At 61.3% G+C, this 12,635-nt stretch carries 11 protein-coding genes and 1 tRNA gene; 6 read left to right on the plus strand and 6 right to left on the minus strand.

What is annotated here, in order from left to right; all coding sequences use genetic code 11:
- Positions 1 to 184 precede the first annotated feature (184 nt).
- The 3 genes from JNL55_RS37490 to JNL55_RS22975 form a co-directional block, all read right to left on the minus strand.
- Positions 185 to 430, minus strand: coding sequence for a type II toxin-antitoxin system RelE/ParE family toxin (locus JNL55_RS37490; RefSeq protein WP_415923144.1), 246 nt, complete (start codon positions 428 to 430; stop codon positions 185 to 187).
- A complete protein-coding gene (locus JNL55_RS22970) occupies positions 391 to 678 on the minus strand; it encodes a type II toxin-antitoxin system ParD family antitoxin (protein WP_293859514.1) in 288 nt (95 codons plus the stop codon). Before JNL55_RS22970 ends, JNL55_RS37490 begins: the two co-directional genes overlap by 40 nt.
- Positions 679 to 956: 278 nt before the next feature.
- Positions 957 to 1,032: transfer RNA gene (locus JNL55_RS22975), tRNA-Phe, on the minus strand.
- Positions 1,033 to 1,347: 315 nt separating this feature from the next.
- Here JNL55_RS22975 and egtB point away from each other — a divergent pair.
- Genes egtB through JNL55_RS22995 form a run of 4 tightly spaced genes read left to right on the plus strand, consistent with a single transcriptional unit; the run spans position 1,348 to position 5,521 of the window.
- Complete coding sequence (gene egtB / locus JNL55_RS22980) at positions 1,348 to 2,631, plus strand: ergothioneine biosynthesis protein EgtB (protein WP_293859517.1); 1,284 nt, start codon at positions 1,348 to 1,350, stop codon at positions 2,629 to 2,631.
- A gap of 14 nt (positions 2,632 to 2,645) precedes the next feature.
- The gene (egtD, locus tag JNL55_RS22985; RefSeq protein WP_293859520.1) at positions 2,646 to 3,617 is read left to right on the plus strand and encodes an L-histidine N(alpha)-methyltransferase; all 972 of its coding nucleotides are present in this window, start codon (positions 2,646 to 2,648) and stop codon (positions 3,615 to 3,617) included.
- Positions 3,618 to 3,622: 5 nt separating this feature from the next.
- Positions 3,623 to 4,384, plus strand: a complete 762-nt coding sequence (gene otsB / locus JNL55_RS22990) for a trehalose-phosphatase (protein ID WP_293859523.1) — start codon at positions 3,623 to 3,625, stop codon at positions 4,382 to 4,384.
- A gap of 3 nt (positions 4,385 to 4,387) precedes the next feature.
- On the plus strand, positions 4,388 to 5,521 hold the full coding sequence (locus tag JNL55_RS22995) for a carboxylate-amine ligase (RefSeq protein ID WP_293859526.1): 1,134 nt from the start codon (positions 4,388 to 4,390) through the stop codon (positions 5,519 to 5,521).
- Here JNL55_RS22995 and JNL55_RS23000 read toward each other — a convergent pair.
- The gene (locus JNL55_RS23000) at positions 5,518 to 6,600 is read right to left on the minus strand and encodes an acetate/propionate family kinase (RefSeq protein ID WP_293859529.1); all 1,083 of its coding nucleotides are present in this window, start codon (positions 6,598 to 6,600) and stop codon (positions 5,518 to 5,520) included. The two genes, JNL55_RS22995 and JNL55_RS23000, sit on opposite strands and share 4 nt — an antisense overlap.
- Before the next feature lie 99 nt (positions 6,601 to 6,699).
- Here JNL55_RS23000 and JNL55_RS23005 point away from each other — a divergent pair, with 99 nt between their 5' ends.
- Both JNL55_RS23005 and JNL55_RS23010 read left to right on the plus strand, forming a co-directional pair.
- Complete coding sequence (locus JNL55_RS23005; RefSeq protein ID WP_293859532.1) at positions 6,700 to 8,019, plus strand: amidohydrolase; 1,320 nt, start codon at positions 6,700 to 6,702, stop codon at positions 8,017 to 8,019.
- A 195-nt stretch (positions 8,020 to 8,214) separates the two neighbouring features.
- On the plus strand, positions 8,215 to 12,027 hold the full coding sequence (locus JNL55_RS23010) for a response regulator (protein WP_293859535.1): 3,813 nt from the start codon (positions 8,215 to 8,217) through the stop codon (positions 12,025 to 12,027).
- On the opposite strand, the gene JNL55_RS23015 is transcribed toward JNL55_RS23010, so the two are convergent.
- Both JNL55_RS23015 and JNL55_RS23020 read right to left on the minus strand, forming a co-directional pair.
- On the minus strand, positions 12,024 to 12,296 hold the full coding sequence (locus JNL55_RS23015; RefSeq protein ID WP_293859538.1) for an oxidative damage protection protein: 273 nt from the start codon (positions 12,294 to 12,296) through the stop codon (positions 12,024 to 12,026). The two genes, JNL55_RS23010 and JNL55_RS23015, sit on opposite strands and share 4 nt — an antisense overlap.
- Before the next feature lie 41 nt (positions 12,297 to 12,337).
- The coding region (locus tag JNL55_RS23020; RefSeq protein ID WP_293859541.1) for an NUDIX domain-containing protein at positions 12,338 to 12,635 on the minus strand (298 nt) is incomplete at its 5' end.

Genomic DNA, 12,635 nt, shown 5'->3' on the forward strand with positions numbered 1-12,635 from the left:
ATTCCACACATGGTGATCATCGGTCGCGACGGCAAGATCGCAGCCATCCACCGTGGCTACTCCGAAGCGATGCTCGACGGCCTGATCGAAGAGATCAACACGCTTTGGCAGCAGGGCGAAGAGCCGGCCACTGTCGAGCAGCCGGAAACAACCTAACTCTGATTCGATGAAGCGAAGGATCGCGCTACTCGAATGCCCTGGCCTCCACGAAGTTGCGCGTGCCGTCATGTTGAGACGACATGGCACCCTCGCCGAGGGCGTTGCGGGGCGAGCCCATCGTCGGCAGGTCTCGCAGCGGCTCTAAAGCATGCTCGAGCTTGGACACATAGTCCGTCGCAATGGACTCGGCCGAATCGAACGCGATATAGACGTAGACCTCGGCAATGTCGTTCAGCGCCGTTTCGGTGATCCGGAGCGAGTAGCTAATAATTTTCTCCCGCGCGCAATGGCTTCGTCGGCGCTGAAGTCGCGAACGCGGCCGGCTTTAAGATCAGCCAGGCCATGCTCAATGTCTCTCTTGAGCGCCGCCAATTCCCCTTGCTGCCGCTTCGCTGTCCATTCACGCAGCGCTTCACGCACGACCTCACTGGTTGAGGCGTATTGACCCGCCGCAACGGCCGACTTCAGCACGTCAGCCATCTCGGAAGGCAAAGCGATTGTCATGCGTTCAATGGCCATAGCGAATATCCGATCACACCACGGGAGCATACTTATTCATACTTTATCATACTGGTGGCGGAACCGAAGAACGGGCCCTCAGGTGCAGAACTAGCGCCCGCGCTCTGGCAAAAACGCGGCGTGGTTGAGGCAACGCGAACAGACCGACCCCGTGTGGATCGGTAATCGATGGCAAGTGGCCCTTTTGAACTGGCGCGAAGTGCGCGAGTAAAAAATTAGACAGGGCTGGCGATATTAGACAGGACGGCGCCTGAAGCGCATGCAAGTCATTGATTGAATGGTGGCCGGGGTCGGAATCGAACCAACGACACGCGGATTTTCAGTCCGCTGCTCTACCAACTGAGCTACCCGGCCATCAGGGTGTGGCCGGCGACGAGGTCGGGGCCTGGTGAGGCGCTACGGCGGCATGCGCCGGAGCGGGCGCGTATTAGAGCGGGGGGCCGGCGAGGCGTCAAGAAAAAACCGCACGCAAATGGCGGCGCGAGCTGTCAGGTTTACGGTTCTATACTCCACCCCTCGGGCTAGTGCGGGGCCCAGGCCGGCTCCAGATCGGGGTCGGCTACGCAGCTAACCCCGCGGTTTACATGGATTTGCAACTTTTCGGTGTGGCCGGGCGTTACGGCCCCATCCCGGCATCCGTCCAGGCCACACTTAATTAGGAGTCCCTTCATGGCAGCGGTACAGCCGGCAGCCACTCCCCTCGCCGATCGCTCACACGAACCCCTGGCCTGCCGCTATACCCGCATCCGCGAGGCGTCGCTGGCCATCTGTAGTCCGCTGGAAGTCGAGGACTACGTGGTCCAGAGCATGCCGGACGCGAGCCCGGCCAAGTGGCATCTGGCGCACACCAGTTGGTTTTTCGAGCAGTTCCTGTTGCGGCCGCTGCTGTCTGGCTATCAGCCGTTCCAGGCGGGCTTCGAGTTCCTGTTCAACTCGTATTACCAGGCCGTCGGGCCGATGCATCAGCGCCCGGAGCGCGGCTTGCTGACGCGGCCCACGGTCAAAGAGGTGTTCGCGTATCGCAAGCACGTCGACGACCACATCCTCAAGCTGCTCGATTCGCGCGACGAGGACGACGATCAGCTCAACCCGCTGGTGCAGCTGGGCTTGAACCACGAGCAGCAGCACCAAGAGCTGATGTTCACCGACTTGAAGCACCTGCTGTCGCGTAACCCGCTGCTGCCCGCCTACTCGCGCAAGCCGCAGCCGGCCACCGAAGTGCGCGCCTCCGGCCAGATGCAGTTCCTGACCTTCGAAGGCGGCGTGCGCGAGATCGGTGCAACCGGCAAGCACTTTTGTTTCGACAATGAGACCCCACGTCATCGCACTCTGGTGGAACCGTATGCGCTCGGCGACCGCTTGGTCACTAACGGCGAGTATCTGGAGTTCATGCGCGACGGCGGTTATCGCCGCGCCGAGTTCTGGTTGTCGGACGGTTGGAGCACAGTGACTCAGGAAGGCTGGAGCCGGCCGTTCTACTGGACGCCCGCGTTGGATGCGGAATTCACCTTGCGAGGTCTGCAGTCTTTGGACACCGCCGCGCCGGTCTGTCATTTGAGCTACTACGAAGCCGATGCGTTCGCGCGTTGGGCCGGCGCGCGCTTGCCGACCGAAGCGGAGTGGGAACTGGCAGCAGAATCGTTACCGGTGCGTGGCAACTTGCTGAAGACCGACATGCTCAAGCCGCTGCCGGCGGGCGATCAGCCGGGCTTGAAACAAATGTTCGGCGACGTGTGGGAATGGACCGCGTCGCCCTACAGCGCCTATCCCGGCTATCGACCGCTGTCCGGCGCGCTCGGCGAATACAACGGCAAGTTCATGTGTAGCCAAGTGGTGTTACGCGGCGGCTCGTGCGTGACGCCGGCGGATCACGTGCGTGCCACGTATCGAAATTTCTTTTATCCCCAGGCTCGTTGGCAATTCATGGGTGTGCGCCTGGCGCGCGACCTGTAAGCGAAGGAAGCACGATGGCAAAACATCCGAGTACCGTTCCCGCCAAGTCGACCCATGACGCGCTCACCGAAGATGTATTGGACGGCCTGAAAAAACAGCCCAAGCAATTGTCGCCGGTGTGGTTCTACGACGAGCTCGGCTCGTTCCTGTTCGACAACATTTGTGAACTGCCCGAGTACTACATCACTCGCACCGAGCTGCAGATCATGCACGGCCATGCGGCCGAGATGGCCCAACACATCGGGCCGGAAGCGGCCATGATCGAATTCGGCAGCGGCACCAGTTTGAAGACGCGCTTGCTGCTGGATCAGTTGGAAAATCCGCTGGCCTACGTGCCGGTGGATATTTCTCGCGAACATTTGTTTTCGGCCGCGGGTGCGTTGGCGAAAGACTATCCGAATCTGCACATCTTGCCGGTGTGCGCCGACTTCACGCAGAACTTCGAGTTGCCGCAATTCATCCGCACGGCGCCACGTCGCATCGTGTACTTCCCAGGGTCGACCTTGGGCAATTTTGAACAGTCGCAGGCGCGCCAGTTGCTGGCTCGCATGCGCGAGTTGGTGGGCCAGAACGGCGCAGTTCTGATCGGCATCGATCTGCGCAAAGATCCGCGCGTGCTGGAGCGAGCCTATGACGATGCGGCCGGCGTCACCGCTGAATTCAATATCAACGCCCTGCGCCACGTGAATCGTGAGCTCGGCGCAGATTTCGACCTCGACGCGTTCGATCATCTGGCCGTGTGGGTCGAGAACGAAAGCCGCATCGAGATGCATCTGGTGAGCAAACGCGAGCAGGTAGTGCACTTGGGCGGCGAAAAAGTACGCATCAGTCGCGGCGAACATTTGCGTACCGAGTACTGCCACAAGTACACACTCGACAGCTTCGCTGAGTTGGCGGCAACCGCTGGGCTGGCCGTCAAACGCGTGTGGATGGATCCCAACAAGCAGTTCAGCGTACAGCTGCTCGAGCCGGCGCGCTTGCAGTAGGACTCATGTCGGATTCTGCGGCTCACAATAGTCCGGGGTGGGCACTGTTCCTGGATGTCGACGGCACGTTGCTGGAGCTTGCCGAGACACCGCAGGGAGTGCATGTGCCCACCGGTCTCAAACAATTACTCGATGAAGTGCGCTGGCGCCTCGACGGGGCGCTGGCGCTCGTCAGCGGTCGTAGCCTGGCCAATCTCGATCAGCTGTTCTCGCCGTTGCGTTTCATCGCATCCGGCGTGCATGGCTGCGAGCGACGCACAGCCGAGCATCATGTGTTACGACCTGAAGTCGACGCGGCGGCCATCGCGCACGTGCGCAACCGGCTCGCCGAGTTCGTGCGCAGTCATGAAGGCTTGTTGTTGGAAGACAAACATTACGCGGTCGCCATGCACTTCCGACGCGCGCCGGAAATGCAAGACGAGGTGTACAAGGTCATGAACGAGGTGCTGGTGCATCTCGGCCCAACCTTCGCTTTGCAGGCAGGCAAAAGCGTGCTGGAGCTGCGTCCTGGTGCGTGGACCAAAGGCAGCTCGATCACCTCATTCATGCAAGAACAGCCTTTCATCGGCCGCACGCCGGTGTTCATTGGCGATGACGTCACCGACGAAGATGCCTTCGAGGTGGTGAATGAGATGAACGGCGTGTCGATTCGAGTCGGCCCAGCGGCCGCGACGCTGGCTCGTCATCGGTTGAACGGGGTCAGTGACGTGCTGCGCTGGTTGCAGACCGTGCCGCCCGTCATTCCGCCGCAGCATCCGCCTCAATAACTCATGGCGTCATTCGAGCATTCCTTCGGCATCGAAGAAGAGTTCTTTCTGGTCGATGCCGCCAGCGGCGCGCTCGGCACGCCGGCCTTGGACCAGCTGATGAGCGACGCGAGAGCCAAACTCGGCGACATCGTCACGTCCGAGCTGTTGCAATCACAGATCGAGATTGCCTCCCCGATTCTGCATAGTCACGACCAGGCGCGCGAAGTCATGTCGCGCACTCGGCGTGAGCTGAGTGAAGTGGTTGCCGGCCATGACTTACAGCTCATCGCCGCGAGCACGCACCCGCTCGGCGTGTGGCAGGAACAATTGATCACGGAAAAGCGCCGCTACGACAAGCTGATCGCTGACTTCCGTATCGTCACTCAGCGCAATCTGGTGTGCGGGCTACACATTCATGTGGCCATTCCGGAGCACGTCGACCGCGTCGATGTGATGAACCGAGCCATGCATTGGCTGCCGGTATTTCTGGCGCTGAGCACGTCGTCGCCGTTCTGGAATCATCGCGTCACCGGGCTGCTGAGTTATCGGCAAGCGCTGTACGATGAATGGCCTCGTAGCGGCATTCCCGATTTCTTTCGCGATGAAGCAGACTATCAAGCGTTCGCGAGTCGCATGCAGGCCGCTGGCGCGATCACCGATTCGAGCCAGCTGTGGTGGGCGATTCGCCCGGCGCTGAGGTTTCCGACCTTGGAGATGCGGATCGCGGATGTTTGCACGCGACTGGACGATGCGCTGGCCATAGCGGCGTTGTATCGGTGCCTGGTGGCGACATTGGTGGCGAATCCAGACATGGGCAAGGTACACAGCACGCACACGCGGCGACTCATCGATGAGAATCGCTGGCGCGCCAAGCGCGATGGCACCAAAGCCGAGTTCATTCTGGAAACATCCAACGAAGTCGTGCCGGTCGCGACGGTGGTGAAGGATCTGCTGAGTGCCTGTGCCGATCAAATCGATCGGCTCGACTGCACGACGGCACTCAAGCCGATAGAGCGCATCCTCAACGAAGGCACGAGTGCGCACCAGCAGTTGAAGATCTATAACGACAGCCGCGCGGCCGGCGATGAAGGCTTAGCGGCGTTGTCCAAAGTGATCGATTGGTTGAGAGCGACAACGCTGGAAGTCGCGAGCTAGCTGAGCGCAGCCGCGGCCGCCTGCGCGATGGCGAGTTCTTCGTCGGCGCGGACGGCGAGCAGCTGCACCTTCGACGCGCTGACATTCAATATCGCGACCGGCTGATCGCTAGTGAGCTTCACGGCCTCGTTCCGAGTTACATCGAGCAACGCACCGATAAACTCCAACCGCTCCAGGCACCGGCGCCGAATCAGCGCACTGTGTTCGCCAACGCCGGCTGTGAATGCAATGACATCCACGCCACCCATGCTGGCGGCATACGCCCCGATGTACTTCCGAATCCGATGCACATACACCGCGATGGCCAGCGCGCAGTCTTGATCTCCCGCACTGGCCCGGCGCTCGATCTCGCGCATATCGTTGGTGCCAGCCAGTCCCTTCAAGCCGGAACGTTTGTTCAACAACTCATCCAGCTCGTCAGCGTCGAGATGTCCGGCGCGGCGCAGTTGTAACAACACCCCGGGATCCACATCGCCGGCGCGCGTGCCCATCACCAAACCTTCGAGCGGCGTCATGCCCATGCTGGTGTCGACGCTACGGCCCTGCTCTATCGCGGTGACACTCGCACCGTTGCCGAGATGGCAGGAGATGATGCGCAGTTTCGTCACATCGATCTGCAAATGAGCCGAGACGCTTTGAGCAACATGGCTGTGATTGATGCCATGGAAACCAAAGCGCCGAATGCCGAACCGCTGACGAACATCTGCCGGCAACGCGTACTCTCGCGCGTGATCGGGCAGCGTCGCGTGGAAAGCTGTATCGAACACGGCAAAGTGAGGCGCGTCCGGCAGCACTGAGCGAGCGCGACGAATAGCGGCCAGCGCCGGCGGATTGTGCAGCGGCGCCAAATGATTCAGCTGCTCGATCTCGCTCAACACCGCATCGTCCAGGCGCGTCGGCTCGACAAACTTTTCGCCGCCATGGACGACACGATGAGCTACTGCCTCGATGGGCGCCGACGTTCGATATGTCACTAACAACTCAGCCACCGCGGCCTGGAAATCGGCACCGGCAACCACTTCCACGTGCAGTTCTTGCACGCGCCGCCCCAACGCCGTATCGATCAGGGCGCTTTTCACCGAGGAGCTGCCGCAATTCAGGGCCAGAACACGCATGCTGGAAAAATACCACCGCTGGGGCTGGGCTTGTACACTGCGCCGAGCTCAACGGAGGTCCGCATGCATCGTTCCGCCCGCACTAAAAACATTCGTTCAGTCCTGGCCGGCGGCGCGCTGGCACTCGCGATACCGATGATTTCCAGTGCCGACACCTCGGCCATCGACGCAGCCGCCAAGGCCGTCGAGCCGCACGTGATCGAATGGCGGCGTCACCTGCACGCCAATCCGGAACTGAGCAATCGCGAACTGAAGACGGCGGATTTCGTTGCCAAACGGCTCAAGGCGCTGGGGCTGGAAGTGAAAACCCAGGTCGGTCTCACTGGCGTGGTCGCGCTGCTGAAGGGCGGCAAGCCGGGCCGCACCGTGGCGTTGCGTGCTGACATGGACGCGCTGCCGGTCACCGAACAAAACGATCTGCCGTTCAAGTCCAAGGTCACCGCCGAATTCCGCGGTGAGAAAGTCGGCGTGATGCACGCCTGCGGTCATGACGCGCATGTCGCGATTCTGCTCGGCGTCGCCGAAGCATTGACCAAGATGAAAGATTCGCTCACCGGCCAGGTGCTGTTCGTATTCCAGCCGGCCGAGGAAGGTCCGCCCGAAGGCGAACGCGGCGGCGCGCGGCTGATGCTGGAACAAGGCGTGTTCGATCTCGCCAAGCCCGACGCGATGATCGGCTTGCACGTGATGGCCTCGCTCAACAGCGGCACCATCGGTTACAAGCCTGGCCCGCTCATGGCCGGCTCCGACGCTTTCTCGATCGTGGTCACCGGCAGCCAGACGCACGGCTCGCGGCCCTGGGCCGGCGTCGATCCGATCACGGTGTCGGGGCAGATCATCACCGGTCTGCAGACCATCGTCTCGCGTCAGATCGACATCACTCAGTTGCCGGCCGTGATCACGGTGGGCGCCATCAAGGGTGGCATCCGTTTCAACATCATTCCCGATTCGGTGGAAATGATCGGCACCATCCGCACCTTCGATACCGGCATGCGCGACGACATCGTCAAGCGCATGCAGACCACCGCCGGCAAGATCGCTGAGGCCAGTGGCGCCAAGGCCGAGGTCAAGACGCGCACCGAAGTGTCCCTGCCGCCGGTGGTCAATGACGCGGAGCTGACCAACCGCGCGCTGCCCTTGTTCGAACAACTGGTGGGCAAGGACAAGGTGAAGTTGATCGGCTTGCAGACCGTGGCCGACGACTTCTCGTTCTTCGGCACCCAGGTGCCGTCGATCTACTTCTGGATCGGCGTCACGCCGCCGGGCAAGGATGCCGCCACGGCGCCCTTCAATCATTCGCCACTGTTCTATCTGGACGAGGCCGGGATGAACACCGGCGTGCGGGCCATGCTGACCCTGACCAAGGACTTCCTGGCCAAATAGCGGCTGGATAAGTCAACCAGATCTACCCTCAAGTGGGGTCGCTGAGGCTGCTCCTCAGTGACCCAGAGTGGGAGTCGCGTCACAAATCCGCATCGCCGCAGCGACGATCGGTCATAACGCGACGGCGGTACTTGCCGCAATTCTTCGCACTGCATGTACTGCGCCCCTCGGGAGGACGCATCGCTTGGAGTGGCGATGAAACAATCAAGAAACCTACTCGCAGTCATTGCCGGACAAAGCTCGGTCGTCGCCATTCTGGTGCTGGTCCTGGTGTTGTCGGTGGCCGGCGCACCGTTCCTGCAACAAAAGCAGGTGGCGGCCCAGAACATTGGCAGCGAAGTGGCCATTACCAAGGCGTATGCGCTCAGCGAAGCCTTGTTGGCGCATCGAGATCAGGCGCAAGCACTGGACACCTTCACTCAGGCGTTCAACGCCCGCCATTTCCCGGGCGTGTTGAATGGCACCCAGGCTGAGCCCAACGACAGCATCGGCGCCGCTGCGGTGGCCGAGCTACGCACTCGTACCAAACAACCCTATGTCCATTTCCAGGACGTAGCCGGTACGCCGCATCTGTTCTATGCGGTGCCCGACCGCGCCGGCGGTGCACTGTTGATCGACCTGTCGATGGAACGCGAGGTCGCGACCATCAATCGTTTCTTCGGCCAATCGTATCTGTCGGCGAGCGCGCTGGGTTACATCCTGGTGGGCCTGTTGCTATTGGGCGTGTTCGGGCTGCGCTATTACTTGCGCTCGCTGATTGCGCTGCCTGAGGAAGAGCGGCGCCAGTTGCTGTCCCAAGGGATGGATGGCGTATCGACCGATCGTCGCAACTTGTTGCCCTGGCTGTTCGCGATCTGCGCGTTGGTGTTCGCTGCGGACCTGGTCAATGTGCAGGATTCGGTCATCGGCATCGGCTATGTGCTGGCGGTGATCCTGGCGCTGTCGTCCAATCGACATTGGCATGTCAGCGTCATCGGTTTCGTCAGCGCGGTGTGCTTGCTGATCTCGCCGATCATCTCGCCCTATCACGGCGGTTGGTGGGCTTATCTGGAAAGCCATGCGGTGGCGGTGTTTGCCATCTTCGTTACGGCCTTCTTCGGCTCCGCCAATCTCCGTAAGACGCAAGCGGAAACGATGGCACTCGCCGAAGCCATGCGTTCGCGCAATGAAACGGCCGAGCTGCGCACGGCACTGGAACGTGCCGAAGCCGCGGAGAGCATCAATCGCCGCATGGTCGACCGCATGCGCATGGCGAACGAATCCGCCGGCCTGTCGGTGTGGGAATGGAACATCGCCGAGGACAAGCTGGTCATCGACGAAGGCTGTCCGATGGTCCGCCGCGTCGGCGGCAGCTGCGCCCTCACTGGCCAGGAATTCGCCCGCAAGTTCGTGCATCCCGACGAACAGGCCACCTGGCAGGAAATGTTTCGCCAGGCCATTCTCAGCCAGCGAACCGTGCTGGCCCAGCGCTACCGCATGGTCGACGCCAAGGGCAAGACACGCAACATCCAATTCCACGCCAGCATCCTGCGCGACCCGCAGGGGCAGGCAGTCAGCGTGCTCGGTATCGACTGGGACGTCACCAAGGAAGAGCAGGCCAAGGAAGAAATCTCACGCCAGGCCACCGAGATCAAGGAAGCGCAGGAACGGTTCCAGCGCGCCGTCTCCGGTACTCAAGACGCGCTGTTCGAATTCAATTTGATGAGCGGTGAAATCTGGCACTCGCCGCGCTTCCGCCTGATGCTCGGCTACGACGGTACCGAAAGCAACGATGAAGGCCGGCCGGAAGCCTTCGTGCATCCCGATGACGGCGCCATCGTCGGCAAGGCGATGAGCGATCACTTGCAACATCGCGTGCCGTACGACATCGAATATCGACTGCGTAAGAAAGACGGCGATTGGTTGTGGGTGCGTTCGCGCGCCAGCTCCGAACGCGACGCTGACGATCGGCCGCTGTGGCTGGCCGGTTCGATTCACGACATCTCGCATGAGCGCGCCGCTCGCGTCGCCATGGAACGTGCGGCCGAGGAAGCCGAAGAAGCCAGCCGCGCCAAGAGCTCGTTCCTGGCCACCATGAGCCATGAGATTCGCACGCCGATGAACGGCATCATCGGCATGACCGGCTTGTTGCTGGACACCGGCATGGACCGCGTACAACGCGATTATGCCGAGACCATTCGCGCCAGCGCCGACTCGCTGCTGACCATCCTCAACGACATCCTGGATTTTTCCAAGATCGAAGCCGGCAAGCTGGACATCGAAAACATCGAGCTGGACATGCGCTCCAACGTGGACGACGTGGGCTCCATCATGGCGTTCCAGGCAGCGGCCAAGAGCTTGGAGCTGGTGGTCAACGTGCGGCCGGAAGTCCCGGAACGCGTGCTCGGCGATCCGCAGCGCATCCGCCAGTGTTTGCTCAACCTGGTGGGCAACGCCATCAAGTTCACCCAGAGCGGCGAAGTCGTGCTGGAAGTTTGTTTGCTCGGCCGCCAGAACGGCCGCGCACTGGTGCACTTCGAAGTGCGCGACACCGGCATCGGCATTCCCCAAGAATCCTTGGACAAGTTGTTCCAGCCCTTCATCCAAGCGGACTCGTCGACCACGCGTCGCTTCGGCGGCACCGGCCTCGGCCTGTCCATCGTGCGCAAGCTGGTCGAGATGATGGGCGGACAAACCGGCGCCCAAAGCGAAGTCGGTCAGGGCTCGACGTTCTGGTTCACGCTGCCGCTGGAAGAACCCGCCAGCATGATCGACACGGCACCGATGGCGGCGCCGCTTCAGCAGGGCCGTCGTATTCTGCTGGTCGACGACAACGAGACCAATCGTCGCGTGTTGTCGAGTCAGATGGTGCACGCAGGCTACGAAGTCGTCACGGCTGCGCATGCCAATGAAGCATTGCAGGCATTGCGATCCGGCCACGGCGCATTCGATGCTGTCGTGCTCGATTATCAAATGCCCGACATGGACGGCGCGATGCTCGGCGAGCAAATCATGAAGTCGCCCGACATTGCGCCCACGCGCTTGATGCTGCTGACTTCGCTGGATCGTTCCGGCGACATGCAACGCTTTGCCGACATCGGCTTCTCCGCGTACCTCACCAAGCCGGTGCGCACGCGCGAGCTGTTGGATTGTTTGAATCGTGCTCTGTCGCGCGAGGCCGAGGACTGGCACATGCACAGCCAGCCCATCATCACTCGCGGCACTTTGGTCGCGAACGAGGTCAAGCGCGTCTACTCAGGTCGAGTGCTGCTGGTGGAAGACAACGCCATCAATCAGCGCGTGGCGCGCCGCTTCCTGGAACGGTTGGGCTGCGAAGTGCATGTGGTCGGCGACGGCAAACAAGCCGTCGATGCCTACGAACGCAACAACTACGGCTTCGTGTTGATGGACATGCAGATGCCGGTGATGGACGGTCTGGAAGCTACGCGGCTGATTCGCCAGACCGAAGGCGACGGTCGCCGCACACCCATCGTAGCGCTGACGGCAAACGCAATGATGGGCACGCTGGAGCGCTGTCTGGAAGCGGGCATGGATGACTATCTCACCAAGCCGCTCGATATATCGCGCCTGCAGGACGTGCTCGACCGATTCATGAGCGGCTCGAATGCGGACATGGAGCCGACCGTGATCGCGCCGCTGAGCCGCCACTTCGACGAAGCGCTCAAGGCGCGGCTACAGGAAGTGGTCGGCGACGATCAGGAATTCGCCGCCGAGCTGGTCGGTGCATTCATCATGGGTGGCGAAGAAGCGATCCTGGAAATGCGCGCCGCGGTGCATCGCCAGGACGCGGATCAGTTGGCGCGAGCGGCTCACAAACTCAAAGGCGCCGCCAACAACATGCACGTGGATCGACTCGGCTTGTTGACCGCGGACGTGGAAACGCGAGCCCGGGCTGGCGGTCGCAATGATTGGAACGAAGAGCTGAGAACCATTTCAGCCGAGTTCGAGCGCGTAGCCGAGCAACTGCGGACGCTGGTCGATACTCACTGGCAGCGCAAAGCCAGTTAGTCCTCTTTGGGCGTGAATTCCTGCGGCTTGTCCGAACCGCCGCCGAAAAAGAATTTTTCCATTTCGGCAACCAGGAATTTACGCGCCTTGGGCTCGATGGGCGTGAGCCGGTATTCGTTGAGCAGCATGGTCTGGTGCTTCAACCAGCGCTGCCACGCTTCCTTGGAAACGTTCTCATAAATGCGCTGCCCCAGCTCGCCAGGATACGGCGCGTAGTCGAGCCCTTCGGCGTCGACTCCCAACAACACACACTTGACCATTCTCGCCATGACCCGACTCCGCCGCGTTGATCGCGGCAAATTATAACTGTTCAGTCGCCGTGCTCGGCGAGGCTGCGAAGCAAATCCACCGCCGGCTTGGCAAGCCCGATCTTGGCCGGTTGGCGCACGTCGTACCAACAATAACGCTCGGCGTCGGCAACGACTGACTGCTCGCGCGCATTGCGAACCAGAATGGGTTCCAAGTGCAGCTCGAAGTGAGTGAACGAATGTGAGTACGTCGGCAACGCCTGCGTCGTCAGCGACCCATCGCCGGTGTGCTGTTCCATCCACGTCAACGCAGCTTCGCGCTCATCGAACTGCGGAAACGTCCACAGACCGCCCCAAATG

It is taken from the genome of Steroidobacter sp., from assembly GCF_016790065.1.
In the GTDB taxonomy this organism is placed as follows: Bacteria; Pseudomonadota; Gammaproteobacteria; order Steroidobacterales; family Steroidobacteraceae; genus Steroidobacter.